This is a genomic window from Paenibacillus caui, assembly GCF_019904135.1.
GTDB lineage: Bacteria > Bacillota > Bacilli > Paenibacillales > Paenibacillaceae > Fontibacillus > Fontibacillus caui.
The window spans coordinates 30,641-47,023 of record NZ_JAIOGQ010000017.1 but is presented as its reverse complement, the minus strand read 5'-3'; the positions used below and the strand labels follow the sequence as shown (position 1 = coordinate 47,023).

The 16,383-nt window shown below is 51.0% G+C and carries 15 protein-coding genes and 1 pseudogene; 8 read left to right on the top strand and 8 right to left on the bottom strand.

Translation table 11 applies throughout. The features are described from left to right. Window positions 1-3 precede the first annotated feature (3 nt). Complete coding sequence (locus K7397_RS11770; protein ID WP_223068152.1) at window positions 4-1,179, top strand: cation:proton antiporter; 1,176 nt, start codon at window positions 4-6, stop codon at window positions 1,177-1,179. A 112-nt stretch (window positions 1,180-1,291) separates the two neighbouring features. On the opposite strand, the gene K7397_RS11765 is transcribed toward K7397_RS11770, so the two are convergent. Beyond that, complete coding sequence (locus K7397_RS11765; protein ID WP_223068151.1) at window positions 1,292-2,224, bottom strand: glycoside hydrolase family 25 protein; 933 nt, start codon at window positions 2,222-2,224, stop codon at window positions 1,292-1,294. Between the two features lie 220 nt (window positions 2,225-2,444). Here K7397_RS11765 and K7397_RS11760 point away from each other — a divergent pair, with 220 nt between their 5' ends. Then, a complete protein-coding gene (locus K7397_RS11760; RefSeq protein ID WP_223068150.1) occupies window positions 2,445-3,968 on the top strand; it encodes a Ppx/GppA phosphatase family protein in 1,524 nt (507 codons plus the stop codon). On the opposite strand, the gene ppk1 is transcribed toward K7397_RS11760, so the two are convergent. Next, window positions 3,928-6,009 (bottom strand): polyphosphate kinase 1, encoded by a 2,082-nt coding sequence (gene ppk1, locus K7397_RS11755; RefSeq protein WP_223068149.1) that lies wholly within the window; start codon window positions 6,007-6,009, stop codon window positions 3,928-3,930. The two genes, K7397_RS11760 and ppk1, sit on opposite strands and share 41 nt — an antisense overlap. 178 nt (window positions 6,010-6,187) lie before the next feature. Between ppk1 and K7397_RS11750 the strand changes: the two genes are divergently transcribed. After that, window positions 6,188-6,574, top strand: coding sequence for a YkvA family protein (locus K7397_RS11750; RefSeq protein WP_223068148.1), 387 nt, complete (start codon window positions 6,188-6,190; stop codon window positions 6,572-6,574). Between the two features lie 132 nt (window positions 6,575-6,706). Beyond that, entirely contained in the window at window positions 6,707-6,955 is a 249-nt protein-coding gene (locus tag K7397_RS11745; protein WP_223068147.1) for a hypothetical protein, read from the top strand. Window positions 6,956-7,415: 460 nt separating this feature from the next. Here K7397_RS11745 and groL read toward each other — a convergent pair whose 3' ends face one another. The 6 genes and pseudogenes from groL to K7397_RS11715 form a co-directional block, all read right to left on the bottom strand. After that, complete coding sequence (gene groL, locus K7397_RS11740; protein ID WP_223068146.1) at window positions 7,416-9,053, bottom strand: chaperonin GroEL; 1,638 nt, start codon at window positions 9,051-9,053, stop codon at window positions 7,416-7,418. A gap of 60 nt (window positions 9,054-9,113) precedes the next feature. Next, on the bottom strand, window positions 9,114-9,395 hold the full coding sequence (gene groES, locus K7397_RS11735; protein WP_223068145.1) for a co-chaperone GroES: 282 nt from the start codon (window positions 9,393-9,395) through the stop codon (window positions 9,114-9,116). A 183-nt stretch (window positions 9,396-9,578) separates the two neighbouring features. Then, window positions 9,579-10,153: pseudogene (gene tatC / locus K7397_RS22200) on the bottom strand (twin-arginine translocase subunit TatC). A gap of 30 nt (window positions 10,154-10,183) precedes the next feature. Continuing rightward, entirely contained in the window at window positions 10,184-10,669 is a 486-nt protein-coding gene (locus tag K7397_RS11725; protein WP_068700259.1) for a MogA/MoaB family molybdenum cofactor biosynthesis protein, read from the bottom strand. A gap of 93 nt (window positions 10,670-10,762) precedes the next feature. Further along, a complete protein-coding gene (gene moaC, locus K7397_RS11720; protein WP_223068207.1) occupies window positions 10,763-11,230 on the bottom strand; it encodes a cyclic pyranopterin monophosphate synthase MoaC in 468 nt (155 codons plus the stop codon). Between the two features lie 71 nt (window positions 11,231-11,301). After that, window positions 11,302-11,934 (bottom strand): 5-formyltetrahydrofolate cyclo-ligase, encoded by a 633-nt coding sequence (locus K7397_RS11715; RefSeq protein ID WP_223068144.1) that lies wholly within the window; start codon window positions 11,932-11,934, stop codon window positions 11,302-11,304. A 290-nt stretch (window positions 11,935-12,224) separates the two neighbouring features. Between K7397_RS11715 and K7397_RS11710 the strand changes: the two genes are divergently transcribed. The 4 genes from K7397_RS11710 (at window position 12,225) to K7397_RS11695 (ending at window position 16,366) form a co-directional block, all read left to right on the top strand. Then, window positions 12,225-14,180: an ABC-F family ATP-binding cassette domain-containing protein gene (locus K7397_RS11710; RefSeq protein WP_223068143.1), complete on the top strand. Its 1,956-nt coding sequence runs from the start codon at window positions 12,225-12,227 to the stop codon at window positions 14,178-14,180. 355 nt (window positions 14,181-14,535) lie between these two features. After that, entirely contained in the window at window positions 14,536-15,459 is a 924-nt protein-coding gene (gene cysK, locus K7397_RS11705; RefSeq protein ID WP_223068142.1) for a cysteine synthase A, read from the top strand. A 46-nt stretch (window positions 15,460-15,505) separates the two neighbouring features. Continuing rightward, window positions 15,506-15,886, top strand: a complete 381-nt coding sequence (locus tag K7397_RS11700) for a rhodanese-like domain-containing protein (RefSeq protein ID WP_223068141.1) — start codon at window positions 15,506-15,508, stop codon at window positions 15,884-15,886. Window positions 15,887-16,045: 159 nt separating this feature from the next. Continuing rightward, the gene (locus K7397_RS11695; RefSeq protein ID WP_223068140.1) at window positions 16,046-16,366 is read left to right on the top strand and encodes a DUF3889 domain-containing protein; all 321 of its coding nucleotides are present in this window, start codon (window positions 16,046-16,048) and stop codon (window positions 16,364-16,366) included. Window positions 16,367-16,383: the final 17 nt, after the last annotated feature.

Here is a 16,383-nt window from a genome sequence, read left to right as displayed (position 1 = left end):
AACTTGGAATTCATTCTTTCTTTAAGCATCATTATGCTGTTTACCAAACTGGCCGGTGACTTGTCGGTTCGACTCAGCCAGCCGTCCGTGCTTGGAAAGCTTATCGCCGGCATTATTCTGGGACCTGCCGTGCTGGGCTGGGTTCACAACGGCGAATTTATCGAATATTTTTCGGAAATCGGTGTTCTGCTGCTGATGTTCATGGCAGGCCTGGAAACGGATTTGAAGCAGCTTCAAAGCAACTGGAAAACGGCACTTGCAGTCGCGATCGGCGGAATCATTACTCCGCTTATTTGCGGCTATGCCGCTTCCATGGCGCTTGGACTGGGTAGTAGTCAAGGATTGTTTTTGGGCCTGCTGCTGTGTGCAACGTCTGTAAGCATCTCCGTGCAAACCCTGAAGGAAATGGGCAAGCTGAATACAAGAGAAAGCACCTCTATTCTCGGGGCAGCTGTACTGGACGATGTGATTGTCGTGGTCCTGCTCGCCTTTATGCTGAGTTTTCTTGGGGCGGAAAGCGATGTTTCGCTTGGAATGATAGCCGCCAAAAAACTGCTCTTCTTCATTATTGCAATCGCCGCGGCCTGGCTGGTCGTTCCCCGGCTGTTGAAGCTCTTCGGCAAGCTGCAGGTTACGGAAACGGTCATTACCGCCGGGTTGATCGTATGCTTCGCCTTGTCCTATTTCGCCGAATCGATGGGCGTTGCCGGCATTATCGGCGCTTTTATCGCCGGAATTGCCGTCTCCCAAACGGAATTCAAGCATACTGTGGAATCCAAAATCGAGCCTGTCGCATACGCGGTGTTCGTTCCGGTGTTCTTTGTCAGCATCGGGTTAAACGTATCCTTTGAAGGCGTCGGAAGCCAGATCGGCCTTATTGTATTGCTTACGGTCGTTGCCATTTTGACCAAACTGGTCGGTGGCGGACTTGGCGCAAGGCTGACCGGATTTGACAACCGTTCTGCGCTCGTCATCGGTTCAGGCATGGTCTCGCGCGGTGAAGTTGCTCTCATTATCGCTGCGACAGGTCTGTCCTCAGGGCTGCTCGCTCCGGAATACTTCACGGCCGTCGTTATTGTCGTCATCCTGACCACCCTGGTGACCCCTCCCATGCTGAAATGGGCGTTCGCCATGCAGCGCTCGTCTGAAGAGCTTCGCAACGGTCGCGAGCAAATATAACCGGACAGTGTTCAAACCAAAGAACCCGTATAGACCCAGAGCTTTGCAGGCAAGCCTTCAGTCTATACGGGTTCTATTTGTGTTCTTGCATTATGGCAATAGAAGGGGCAGCCTAGCTTTGCTGGCGCTTGAAGCTTTGAATCGTCCTGACGATTTCTGGGTCGAGCAATCCGAGGTTCATCAGCATCTGCAATGAAACCAACTCCGGGATGCTTTTATCGGCCGAGGTCTTGATAGCGCCAACCGCCTTGCCGGCAACCACTGCAGACTCCGCCCATTTCGGCAGCGGCTCCTTGCCGGACATGTTGAGCTTTCGTTCCATAGCGGCAATGCGAGCTTCCTGCGCCTGTATAATATTCTGCAGTTCCTGTATCGTTGGCAAGTCCTCCACATCCTCTCCGTTCGTTTGACGGCTCACAAAATCCCTCAGTTCTTCCACCGACCCTCTAAATACATTCAAGTCTACCTGGCCGTTAATTCCGGCAACGGACCCTGTACTGCTGTACTGCCAGAAGTCCCAGTTTTTCCAGGCCGGCACGTTCCACGGGGGCTGAGTGCTGTATCTGGCCACCCAAAGCCCGTAAGTCCCCAGACCTGCATCAAAATTAACGGAAAAATCATTGCCCGAATAAACAAGCGGTTTTCTTGATGTCAGCCCCTCCAGCTCGGCCAGAAAAGCGCTCGCGACCGAATTAATCTGCGACTTGCTGATGCCGCGGGGGTTATTCTCATAATCCATAACCGGCGGCAGCTCCAAAGCGGCGGCTCCTCCCACGAGCGACATGGCTGCGGCAAAGTTGGCCGCTTCCTCCCGGGCTTTTTCCGCAGTGGCCGCATTGACAAAATGGTAAGCGCCGACCATCAAATTTGCCTCTTTGGCCCCTTGGACATTGGCAGCAAACATAGAGTCTTTGAAGGTTGTTCCTTCGCTGGCCTTAATGAAGGCAAAAGATTTTCCGCTTGCGGCCACGCGCCGCCAGTCGATGACGCCATTGTGATGCGAAACGTCAATGCCCTGCGCATTGCCCGAGTTTCGAGTCTGCATACGCTCACCCCTTTTTATATCAATGGATGCATTTTCTCTCGTAATGGTTTGTACGATTACCTGCTTAAGTCATCAAATCAATTCGCAGGGCTATACGAATATGCTACAATATTTCTATTGCATACTGGGTAATATGATAATAAAGAGCTGTAACGTCCCTCATGATGCATATAGCGTATCGTAATATTTTTCAATACTGTATGTAGACAAGGAGTTGCCTATGACTCATCACAATATCGGGATCATTGACATCGGTTCCAATTCCGTTCGTCTGGTGATTTATGAGACAGAACCGGGGGGAGCTTACCGGATCATTTACGAAAATAAATACTCCGCCCGTCTGAGCCGGCTGGTTCAGCCTGATGGACGGATTCCGCGTGCGCATCTGCAGACAGCCGTCACGGTGCTGCGTCAGTTTCGGGCCATCTGTGAGGCCTACCGGACCATACATATTCGCGCCGCCGCCACAGCCGCGATTCGCAATGCTGCCAATTCGGAAGACATTATCCGCTGGCTTGAAGCTGATACTGGACTGACTATTGAATGTGTGTCGGGAGACAAAGAAGCATACTACGGGTTCCTCGGCGTTCTTCAATCTATGGACATTCAGGACGGAATGATCATCGATATCGGGGGAGGCAGTACGGAAATAACCCTGTTCCGGAATCGCAAACGGTTGAACAGTATCTCGCTGCCGATCGGGGCCGTAAACGCCCATGCCCGCTATGGAACCCAGGAAGTGTGGACACAGCAGCAGGTTCGGCGTTTCCGCGAAGAGATCAGTCAGGCATTGGAAGGTCTGGATTGGATTAAAATAAATCCCGGGCTCCCGCTGATTGGCCTGGGCGGAACGATACGAACCATGGCTAAAATGCACCAAAAGCGAATTCAATATTCGCTTCCGGTCACCCATTATTATGAGATGAAGAGCGAGGCGGTCGATCAGGCTGCGGAAACTTTGCCATTCCAGTCCTTCGCCCAGCGCAAAAAGGTGCCCGGGCTGTCCAAAGAACGAGCGAATCTTATCGTTCCAGGGCTGCTTATTTTGCAAACCATATTCCGGACCGTAAAGGCGGATCGTTATATCGTCAGCGGAGCCGGAGTGCGGGACGGCCTGTTCCGGGAATGGATCGCTCCGGACGAGCCGGCCGTGCCTAACGCGCTTAAGGCAAGCATCCGGAACATTCTCGCCTTTGGACCGTCTGAGCCCGAGGCATTTGGGGCCAAGTCTTACGAGGATATGGTTACCATATATGAGGCGCTCACAGGCAGGAAGCCTGACAGAAACGATGCTTACGTGATGTATACCGCTGCCATGCTGCATGCGAGCGGAATCCTTGTGAACTACTACAAGAGCAGCCAGCATTCCGCATACCGGATTCTGTTCGGCGGCATTTACGGCTTGTCCCACCGGCAGACAGTGCTCAGCGCCATCGCCGCCGATTATCACCCCAAAAAAAGAACGCCCCAACTGCTGGAGCAGCATCGGGACATTCTGGAGCCGGCGGATACGCAGCGAGCCCATCGTCTTGGATCATTGCTCTATCTGGCGAAGGCGCTGCGTTCTTCCCTGGCCGTGAAGGAAGTTACGGCCGCCAAACATAACGGCTCGCTGCGTTTGCAGTTGTACTGCGCAGCTGAGCCGTTGGTTGAAGAAAGTAAACTCGAAGATGCGGCCAAAGACCTCGAAGATGCCTGGGACGTCAAGTTGACGTGGACAAATCTGCCGGCTTCCATAACGTAATGTTCATTGCCTCCGTCTGACTTCGAAGCGGGGGCTCTTTACTCTGAACAAAAACATAGTTGCCGTTTGGCAGCAGCTCTCTGGCCTTGACGTTGTCCCGAAGCAGCAAATCAAGAATGCTGACCACCATCTCCTTAATCCCGGTATCAAACACCGGGCACATGAGTTCGATGCGCCTTTTCAGGTTGCGGGTCATCCAATCCGCGCTGGCCAAATAAACTTCCGGATTTCCGCCGTTGTTAAAATAAAATAGACGGCTGTGCTCCAGAAAACGGTCCACAATGCTGATCACACGGATGTTTTCGCTCAAGCCTTCCACGCCTGGACGCAAGCAACAGACACCTCTGACGATCAGGTCGATTCGTACTCCGGCCTGGGATGCCTGATACAATTCATCAATGATTTCCTGATCGGAAAGGGAATTGATTTTGGCTATAATGTGCGCCTTGCCCCCGTTCATGGCATGTTCGGCTTCCCGCCGAATGAGCTCGAAAAACTTGTCCTTCATGCCGCTAGGAGCAATATGAAGCGCCTTTAGATCTTTTGGACCCGAGAACCCTGTTATCTCATTGAACAGCTCTGAAGCATCCTCTCCAATCACCGGATTAGACGTAAACAAGCCTACATCCGTATACACCCTCGCCGTACTCGCATTGTAATTGCCCGTACCCACGTGAACATAGCGTCTAAGCCCCTCCTGTTCCCTGCGGACAACGAGGATAATTTTGGCATGGGTCTTCAAACCGACCAGCCCGTAAACAACATGGCAACCGGCCTTTTCCAGCTTCCGGGCCCAGGCAATGTTCCGTTCCTCATCAAACCTGGCTCTCAGCTCGACAACCACGGTCACCTGCTTGCCTGACTCTGCGGCATGCGCCAGAGCGGGAAGAAGCTGTGAATCCCCGTTAACCCGGTACAGCGTCATCTTGATGGCCATGACACGCGGGTCCTCGGAAGCCTCCAGAACGAAATCGGTCACAGCCTCAAACGATTCGTAGGGATGGAAGACAAGGACGTCACGTTTGCGAAGCAGCTCAATATGGCTTTCCCGCGAAGCAAATTCCTGCGGATAGACCGGCTGAATCGGAGGATATTTCAAATGGGAGAAGCCCTCCAAGCTATCGGCAAAAGCGATCAAAAAGCTCAAATCCAGCGGACCGTCCATTTCGTAGACATGATCCCCGATCTGGAGTTCATCCTGCAGCTCCGCGAGGGCGTCTAGATGAATTCCCTTCTGCACCTCAAGGCGTACCGGCGCGCCCCTTCTGCGGCGCCGAAGCTCTTTCTCAATCTCCTCCAGCAGATCTTCGGCTTCCTCCTCATTGATCGTCAGATCTGCATTGCGGGTCAGCCTGAAATCCTGGACAGCAAGCGGCTCATATCCCGTGAACAGCGTATGGATATGATGCTTGATCAGTTCCTCCATCAGAATGAAGGATTTTCTCTTGCTGTTTGCGCGCAGCGGCACGGGTACAACCCTCGGCACGTTGGACGGCACCTGAACAATGGCAAAGAAAGAATCTTCGTCGTTCCCGCCTTCCTTCTGCAAAAGAACCGACAAGTAAATAAATTTCGTATGCACGAGCGGAAACGGCCGGCTCTGATCGACAGCCATTGGGGTCAGCACCGGAAAAATAATTTCGTGAAAATATTGATCCATCGCTTTTTGCTGAGTCGCATTCAAATCGTCATACTTCTGAAAATCGATTCCTTTTTTAGCCAGCAAACGGGTAAGTTCCCGGTAAGTCCGGTACTGTTCGGCAACCATTCTGCTGATGCGCTTGACGAGTCTGTGGTACAAGCCGGCCGGCGTGTATCCAGTAAAATCCTTTTGCGTAAATCCCGCCTTGATTTTTTCCCTCGTTTCCGCGACCCGGACGGCCATAAATTCATCCAGGTTGCTGGCCACAATGCCAAGAAATTTCAAGCGTTCCAATAACGGCGTATCGCTATCCTGGGCCTCCTGCAGCACGCGCCGGTTAAATTCAACCCAGCTCAGATCCCGGTTCACGTATTTTCCTGTTTTTAATTCTCTCAACATATCGGGCCTCCGAATAGCAACATGTATTTCTATGATTGTACACTATTATTTTACTATTGCTGCTTTGACATGAGTGTTATCGCAATGTTAACGAGTAAATTTGAATCGATGATTCGTTAACAGTTCTGATAATGTGATAAGATAAATTGACCTCTATCGTTTAGGAGAGTGAATTTCAATGTTCAAGCATTTAAAAACATGGGCGAAAAAGCTAAAAAGACAGGTTTTTGTCCTGTATTTTGCATACAAGCATAAGGAGACGCCTTGGTACGCCAAATTATTCGCCTTATTGGTCGTTGCCTACGCCTTCAGCCCCATCGACCTGATTCCGGATTTCATCCCACTCTTAGGCTATCTAGATGATGTCATTCTTATTCCTTTAGGCGTTATGTTTGCTTTAAAAATGATACCTGAGCCGGTCAAACAAGCATGCACCGTTTTAGCCGAAGCGCGAATGAAGGACGGCAAGCCGAAAAACTGGTACGCGGGCAGCCTGATTATAATGATCTGGATAGCGGCAGTTGTGTGGGTTACGATTATAGCTGTTCGATATTTGTTTATGTAGCAAAAATATGGCGAAATTCCCAATAATATTATTCACTCAACTTTTAGTTATCGTTCTTGATAAGCTGGATGCTCATCCAGATTATGTGTCAATGCTGAATCCGCTATACTTAAACTAAGGAAGGTGATTAACATGAACTTCGTCAGAAAAGTTACAAACAGCGATGCACTCAAACATATCGTCCATCTTCCAGATAACCTGCGCAATCAAGACGTTGAATTGATCATATTACCCTTGGAGACTCAAGCTCCACATAAAACACCAACACCTAGTACTCCTAAAGCGAGAGGCGCATTAAAACAATTTGCCAACCTAGATCTACTCCAACATGAACAAGACGTTTGGAAAAAGGTTGTGCAGGAAAAGCATGAACATCATTGATGCAAACTTAATTTCAAGATGCGGCTCAGTTCATTGAGCAAGCCAACGAGAAGATTGAAAACTACCCCATCTTTATCCCTAACGAAATCGTTGCAGTGGTCGTGTATGTACTTGAGAAGGTTTATAAGGTAGATCACTTATCTATGATTCAATACGAAACTTGCTCGACTACAACAACATCACTACGCATGACAAAAGTATTCTGATAGAAACACTAAAGGTCTACAGTGAAATCAAAATTGATTTTGCTGATTCTCTGCTCTTTGCCTTTTCAAAGATCGGTGGACATACGGTTTTCACCTTTGGTAAGAAGCTTAATCAGATGCTTGATCTACTTCGTAATACTTAATAAATATAGGCTCCTCACAAAGTTCGATTTGAACTCGTGAGAAGCCTATTTTTCATTTCGTGTGGTTAAACGGACGGAAACCGTTGATCCATAGAGGGTTTTAACCCTTTATTACATCATGCCGCCCATGCCGCCCATTCCGCCCATGCCGCCCATGTCAGGAGCGCCGCCTTTTTCAGGCTCAGGCTTGTCGGCGATCACAGCTTCAGTAGTCAGGAACAAGCCTGCTACGGAAGCAGCGTGCTGCAATGCGGAGCGGGTAACTTTGGCAGGGTCAACGATACCTGCTTCGATCATGTTCACCCATTCGCCGGTAGCGGCGTTGTAGCCGATACCTGCTTTTTCTTTCTTCAGGCGGTCGACAATGACGGAACCTTCTTCGCCGGCATTTGCAGCGATTGTGCGGATCGGCTCTTCCAGAGCGCGCAGCACGATGCTTACGCCTGTCTTTTCGTCGCCGGTTGCTTGAACGGCTGCAACGGCACTGTATACGTTCACGAGGGCAGTACCGCCACCGGATACGATACCTTCTTCAACTGCGGCGCGAGTAGCGTTCAGCGCGTCTTCGATGCGCAGTTTGCGTTCTTTCAGCTCAGTTTCCGTAGCTGCGCCGACTTTGATTACGGCTACGCCGCCGGCCAGTTTAGCCAGACGCTCTTGCAGTTTTTCCTTGTCGAACTCGGAAGTCGTTTCTTCCAGTTGAGCGCGGATTTGGTTCACGCGAGCTTCGATGTCGGCTTTGTCGCCAGCGCCGTCAACGATAGTTGTGTTTTCTTTCGTAACGATCACTTGACGGGCGTTACCCAGTTGGTCGATCGTTGTGCTCTTCAGATCAAGACCAAGCTTTTCGGTGATGACTTGGCCGCCAGTCAGGGCAGCGATGTCCTGCAGCATAGCTTCACGACGGTCGCCAAAGCCAGGAGCTTTAACAGCAACCGCGTTGAACGTACCGCGCAGCTTGTTCACGATCAGCATCGCTTGAGCTTCGCCTTCGATATCTTCAGCGATGATGACAAGCGGACGGCTTTGCTGCACGATTTTCTCCAGCAGCGGCAGGATTTCTTGCGTGCTGCTGATCTTCTTGTCAGTGATCAGGATGTATGGATTTTCAAGGTTGGCTTCCATTTTGTCCGTGTCGGTAATCATGTATGGAGAGATGTAGCCGCGGTCGAACTGCATGCCTTCAACGACTTCCAGTTCAGTTGCAAAGCCGCGGGATTCTTCAACGGTGATAACGCCGTCTTTACCCACTTTCTCCATCGCTTCAGCGATCAGTTCGCCTACTTCTTCGTCAGCTGCAGAGATGGCAGCTACTTGAGCGATGGATTGTTTGCCTTCGATCGTTTTGGAGATGGATTTCAGTTCTTCAACAGCTGCGCGAACCGCTTTGTCGATCCCTTTGCGCAGTCCGATCGGGCTGGCGCCTGCAGTTACGTTCTTCAGGCCTTCACGGATCAGGGCTTGAGCAAGAACCGTTGCAGTTGTCGTACCGTCACCGGCAACGTCGTTCGTTTTGGTCGCAACTTCTTTAACAAGCTGTGCGCCCATGTTCTCGAAAGCGTCTTCGAGTTCGATTTCTTTTGCAATAGTTACACCGTCGTTCGTGATGAGCGGGCTGCCGAATTTCTTCTCCAGCACGACATTGCGGCCTTTTGGTCCGAGCGTTACTTTTACTGCGTCAGCCAAAGCATCAACACCGCGGAGCATTGCGCGGCGAGCGTCTTCACTAAATTTAATGTCTTTTGCCATAGTAATATAAACCTCCCGATAAATTAGAGTTGTTGAAAGTCGTAACGACTTACAGGTCTATTATTCAACGACTGCTTGGATGTCGCTTTCTTTCATAATCAAATATTCTTTACCTTCGTATTTCACTTCTGTTCCGGCATATTTGGAGAAAATAACCCGGTCGCCGACTTGAACTTCCAAAGGAACACGCACACCGTCTTTCAGCGTACCGCTGCCGACAGCGACGATTTTCCCTTCTTGTGGCTTCTCTTTGGAGGTGTCCGGAAGCACAATCCCGGATGCGGTTGTTTCGCTTTGCTCAATCGCTTCCACCAATACGCGTTCACCTAAAGGTCTGATCATGAAAAAATAGCCTCCTTTGAAATTATGTTAGTTTTTAGAATGAATGTAGCTGAATTTGTATGTATTAGCACTCGACAACAGTTAGTGCTAACAACACTGTTTATGATACTCAATATGGCCGGATATTTCAAGTGTTTTGTACAACTTTTTAGCTCAAAATTGACCGGACATTCCCTTTTCATTCTATCCTCGCCAAGTAGAATATATTCCGCGATTTATCCTATAAAACAAATGAATCCAGCCGGCTTTCAAGCGGCTGCTTCCAGGGGGCTTGGGAGTAAGAGTCCTGACTTGATTTCGTCTCAGTTTGTATACGCTAGCCGATAGTACAATACTAAGCTCGTACAGAAGCAGCATCGGGACCAGGACCAGAAATGCCGAGAAAAAATCCGGCGGAGTAATCATGGCCGAAACGACGACAAGGGCGAAATAGGCGGTGCGCCGCATTTTTCTATGCCGCTTGGGGTTCACCAGCCTCCAGATGCGTCAGGAACAATACGATCAGCGGCAAGACAACATAATAACCAAAAGCAGCTCCCGCCTGAAAGCTCAAAAAGGCAAATGGAATATATTTGATCGTCGCCCGTAAGGCCCGGACTTACAAACGCCCACAGCTGGAAGAGCGTGAACGGGAGGCTGATTCCGAAAGCAATCATGAGCGCGATCTTCGTATAGATGCCGACCCCATCCCAAAAGGAAAAGGCGTTCAGCTTAACATACGACCCTCCGCTTCCTTGAACGGAAAGATCATGGTACACCGCCGCAAATCTTCCTGCTGGTCCGGTCTCCTACAGTCGGAACTGACCTGTTACCATTAGAAGCGCCTCAGGCAGCTGATCCATAATGGCGGCCAAATTTTCATGAACCCCTTTGGGCGTGCCGGGCAAATTCACAATGAGGGTGCGGCCTCTGATCCCGACAACGCCTCTGAACAGCATGGCGGCCGGATTCTTCTTCATCGCTCCCGCGCGCATGGCCTCCGCCATTCCCGGAACCTCCCGTTCAATAACGCGCCGCGTTGCTTCAGGGGTAACGTCTCTTGCCGCAAGCTCCGTCCCGCCGGTCGTCAGCACAAGATTGGCCTGAAAATAATCGGTCATTTCAATCAAGGCGGCGATAATCTCATCTTCTTCATCCGGCACAATCCGATACTCTATAATTTCCCCGTTCAGCTCTTCTTCGACCAGCTCCCGGATCACCTGGGCGCTCGTATCCTCGCGTTCGCCCCGGGATCCTTTATCGCTGGCCGTAAGGATCGCTGTTTTCCATTTCATAACCTCACCCTCCCATCCGTTAGTTTCTTGCAGAAAGCTTTTAGCTTCTTCAGACAGCTTCTCCGTTCTATCAGAAACAGCCCCTAAAACGGTTTATTCTTTCCGCTGATAATCGCCGCTCTTGCCGCCCTGCTTGGATTTGAGTTCTGTCGGACCGATGACGATATCTTTCTGAAGCGCTTTGCACATATCGTATACCGTCAGCGCAGCCGCCGAAACGGCCGTGAGCGCCTCCATCTCAACGCCAGTTCTTCCCTCCGTACGGACGGAAGCTTCGATGAACAATTTATCGTGTCCATTATCGGAGAATAAAATGTCCACTCCGGTAAGCGGCAGCGGATGACACATCGGAATCCAGTCCGATGTCCGCTTCGCTCCCTGAATGCCCGCGATTTGGGCCACCGCAAGCACATCCCCTTTGCGGGTTGTGCCCTGTTTGACCGCTGCAAGCGTAGACGGCAGCATGGTAACCGTAGTTACCGCAACAGCGGTTCTGTAGGTGGCTTCCTTTCCGGACACGTCCACCATCCGGGCGCGGCCCTGTTCATTAAAATGCGTCATTCCGCCGTCATGTTGTTCCACAATCGATCACTGCCTTTTTTTACCAATCTAGAGTTTATAAGTTTCTGGGGTTATTTTATGTAAATAACATCAGTCGCCAAAAATAATAGATCCAGCTTCAGGTCATGTTCCTCCGCCGGAACCTGTTCAACCAACTGCTCCTCAAACAACAACGATCCGTACAAAGGTATGCCACCTTCCTCCGCTACCCCGCACAGCTGCTCTGCAAAACGGTCGTAGTATCCTCCGCCATAACCGATGCGGCCACCCTGCAAATCAAAAGCCAGTCCCGGAACAATCACCAGGTCGATCTCCCCGTAACGGGACTTTGGCCAAACAGGAACCGACTCCTTCGGTTCAGGTATGCCCCATGCCCCCGGAGCGATACTATTCGGACCATCAAAACGGTGAAGCGTCATCTGGCCTGATGCGGATACTCTCGGCACAAGCACGGTATCGCCGTGCTCCAAGCACCATTCGATCAAAGCTGCTGTTGAAGGCTCATCTCGATAAGACAAATATGTAAAAATGGTCAGCCCTTTGCCCTCTTTGCAAGACAGCGCCTTGCGCATCGGACCCAGCACCTTCGCTTCCGCCTGATGACAGGCGGCCTCGGAGCGGGCATGCCGGACTGATTCGTCAATGCCGGCCCGAACCGCTGCCATTTGAAGCCGAAGCTTCTTTTTCATTTCCATCGTATCCATGCGTACCCTACCTTCCGTCACATAAGCTCCGCCAAACATGCAGCTATTTCTTTCATCTTCAAAAAGCAGATCACATCTATATAACAAGGACGGTAAAGGCGCTTCTACTTGCTAGTTTATCATTGTTCTATGAAAATGGAAACCGGCTGGAGATCCGCCCGGGGAAAGCTTTCAAGAACCGATATGGCGATGCATTTAGAAGCGGTTTCGGTTAAACTGGAGATATATGCACAGGCACTGATTGCCGGAACTTCTTCCGGTCATTATAGAGATGGAGGATGTTAGTTATTATGCTGCTTCAAGCTTCAAATATTACGAAACTGTTCGGAGTTACTCCCATTCTTGAAGGAATCAATCTTCAGGTGTTGGAACGCGAGCGCGTCGGTCTAGTCGGCGTAAACGGGGCAGGCAAATCGACCCTGCTTAAAATTCTGGCCGGCGAGATGTCCTATGACGGCGGGCAAATTTTCAAATCCAAGGAAACGACAATCGGTTATTTGGCCCAAAACAGCGGCCTTGCTTCCGACAAGTCCATTTGGGATGAAATGCTGCTCGTGTTCGCCCCCTTGCTAGAAGCCGAAGCCGAGCTGCGCCGGATGGAGGAACAAATCGCCGATCCGTCGGCCAATCATGCGGAGAAAAACTATCAGGAGCTGCTGGAAAAATATGCGCACAAATCCGACTGGTTCAAGGACCATGGCGGATATGAAATGGAGACGCGAATCCGCAGCGTACTGCACGGAATGGGCTTTGGCGACTTTGCGCCGGAGACGCCCATAGCCACGCTTAGCGGCGGACAAAAGACACGGCTCGCGCTGGCCCGGATATTGCTGCAGGCTCCCGATCTGCTGATGCTCGACGAGCCGACCAACCATTTGGACATCGAGACCCTCACCTGGCTGGAGGATTACCTCCGCAGCTATTCCGGCGCACTGCTCGTCGTTTCCCATGACCGGTATTTCCTCGACCGGCTGGTTACGTCCATAGTCGAAATCGAGCGGCACCAGTCAAGGCGCTATACCGGCAATTACAGCCGGTACGTAGAGCTCAAAGCCGCGGAGTACGAAAGCGCAATGAAGCAATATGAGAAACAGCAGGACGAAATAGCCCGGATGGAAGAGTTTATTCAGCGCAATATCGTGCGCGCTTCAACGACAAAACGGGCGCAGAGCCGCCGCAAGGCGCTTGAGAAGATGGAAGTGCTCGACAAGCCGCTCGGCGATCTGAAAAAAGCGCATTTCTCCTTCGAGGCGGAGGTGATGTCCGGGCGCGAAGTGCTGCAGGTGGACGGTCTTTCCTATGCTTTTGACGGCAAGCCGCCGCTGTTCCGGCATGTGTCCTTCGAGCTTCGGCGCGGCGAAACTGCCGCACTGATCGGCCCCAACGGGATCGGCAAGTCAACGCTGCTGAAGATCCTGACCGGCGAGCACAAAGCCACCGGCGGCAAAGTGAACTGGGGGACCAAAATCCGCATTGGCTATTACGACCAAGAGCAAACTCATTTGAACGGGGACAATACGGTTCTGGAAGAGCTGTGGAGCGCTTATCCCCACGTGGAAGAAGCCCGGATCCGCACGATTCTCGGCAATTTCCTGTTCAGCGGCGAAGATGTGCTGAAGAAGGTCTCCTCCTTGAGCGGAGGCGAGAAAGCCCGCGTGGCGCTGGCCAAGCTGATGCTGAAGAAAGCCAATGTACTGATTCTCGACGAACCGACCAACCATCTGGACTTGTTCAGCAAGGAAGTGCTGGAATCCGCCCTGCTCGACTTTGAGGGAACGCTGCTGTTTATATCCCATGACCGGTATTTTCTGAATAAAATGGCGGAGCGCATTATTGAATTGCATCCCGAAGCCGCCCATCATTTCCTTGGAAATTATGACGACTATGTGGAGAAAAAGCAGGAGCTCGCCGAACTTGCTGCCGAACGTGCCGCTGCTTCCCAGGTGCGGGGCGGCCCTTCTTCAAAGCTGGAAGCCGAAACCGCCGAAACCAAATCCGGCGCGGCTTCATTCGAAGCGGATAAACAGGCCAAGCGCGAAGAGCGGAACCGCCAGCGGAGAATGGAACAGCTCGAAGCCATAATCGCCAAGCTGGAGGAAGAAATCGCGAGCCTTGAAACGGAACTGACGCTGCCGGAGGTTTATCAGGATTATGTGGCCGTCCAGGAACGCCAGACCGCGATTGATACTCGGAAGATTGAGCTGGGCGGAGCTTACGAGGAATGGGAGCAGCTTGCCGAAAGTTAACGCTGCGTTAATATTTCAAAAAAAAGTTGAATTCCAAGGCAAAAAACTTATAAACAGCATTATCCACAAAAACACTTATTAATTCACAATCAAAACGGGAAAATAGTCCTGGGTAAATCCCTGCACTCTCCCGCTTTACAGCTTTCAGGATAATTTATCCACCAATTTATGCACATTATCCACATTCCACACACCAAGCATGTGCAGACCTGTGCCAATTTTTCATGTTTCAATTAAAGTCTTGCTGGGTATGCTTTCATCGTATTTACACACAGAAGAACGCCGAATTGTGGATAACCTTGTCCACATCTTGACAAAGCTCATTATTCTATTTTACGAAAAGAGGCAAATGAACATGGGTGCAAAAGTGGTGAACAGCATTACGGAACTGATCGGCGACACCCCGGCAGTTCGGCTGAGCCGGCTGACCCTCCCTGGTGATTCGGAGGTGTACGTGAAGCTGGAATATTTCAATCCGAGCGGAAGCGTCAAGGATCGCGCTGCCTATAATATGATTGTGGAGGCCGAGAAGGCCGGGAAGCTTCGGCCCGGTTCGACTATCATCGAACCGACAAGCGGGAATACGGGCATCGGGCTGGCCATGAATGCCGCTGCCAAAGGCTACCGCGCGATACTCGTTATGCCGGACAATATGACCAAGGAACGGATTAACATTCTGAAGGCCTATGGCGCGGAAGTCGTCCTAACGCCGGCTTCAAAGCGGATGCCGGGTGCCATTGAAAAAGCGCTGCAGCTTGCAGCGGACATTCCGGGCAGCTTCATCCCCCAGCAGTTCGAGAACCCGGCAAATCCAGGCGCCCACCGCGGAACGACGGCGGTGGAGATTTTGGAGCAAATGAACGGCAAGCTGGATGTGTTCATCGCGTCATCGGGTACCGGAGGCACGATCACCGGTACAGGGGACACGCTGCGCAAAGCTCTGCCGGATCTCCGCATTTATGTTGTCGAGCCCAAGGGTTCGCCGGTGCTGTCCGGCGGGCAGCCAGGGCCCCATAAGCTGGTCGGGACCAGCCCGGGCTTCATCCCTCCCATCTTGAATACCGACGTCTACGATGATATTATTCAAGTCACGGATGAAGATGCGCTGCAGACAACACGCAGGCTGGGCGCGGAGGAAGGCATTCTTGTCGGCCCATCGGCCGGCGCCTCCGTTTGGGCTGCCATACAGCTGGCCCATAGGCTCGGGGCAGGCAAACGGATTTTGTGCATTGCCCCGGATACAGGCGAGCGGTACTTAAGCATGGACATCTTTGGATAACAGAATTACGCTAGTTCATACTGAAGTAAAAGGAGAGGTGTTGAAATTGGGCCAGATTATTGACGGCGTGTCGCACATCGATGCCGATGAGCTTGAACAAATCCTGCAGGATGCGGAGCGGGAGACGATTGTAATTGATGTAAGAGAACCTCATGAGTATATCGAAGCTCATATTCCTTCGGTGCCTCTCATTCCGATGGGTGAAATCGCCGAATACGCCGACGAACTGGATAAAAACAGCGAATACGTCTTTATATGCCGCAGCGGAAATCGCAGTTACAATGTGGCGAGGTATTTTCAGGAGCTTGGATTTTCGAACGTGCACAATTATGATGGCGGGATGCTGGCCTGGGACAAGGAAATCACATCAGGTCCCGAGAAGATGATCGACGAGTTCAAAAGTATGGACCAGTTGAAACGCAAGTAAACGAATACAAGTTTATAAACTAGAGCAAGGGCGCTGCGAAAGCCATATCAAATGGCGGACGCAGGCGTCCTTTTTTTGATTTCATCCCCCTTTTGAATAACCTCCATCCGGAAGCTGCAAGATAACAGTTATCCAAATCTCATTAAAAGGGTGATAACGATGATCTTGCTTGGCAACAAAGTTTCCTTCTTGCTGCTGCATTTGTTTACGGCTGCGGCGATTACCTCCTCTCCTTCTTCAGACGATCCCTCTTACGCCAAATGGGGGCAGCTTGCCGTCCAGAAAGCGAAAAGCCAATACGAAGCCTCCGTTATCGATTATCTTCATATCGGCCGGTACAAGATTTCGCCATCGATCGATGAAGAACGCTTCAAGCTGTGGCTGCGAAAAAATGGCCGGGAATTCGGCGTCTATGTGTTTATTCGGCTGGATTCTTCCACGGAGGAGTTTATTTCCATTCGTTTTCAACAAACTCCTTAATACCAAACAATTAGTTA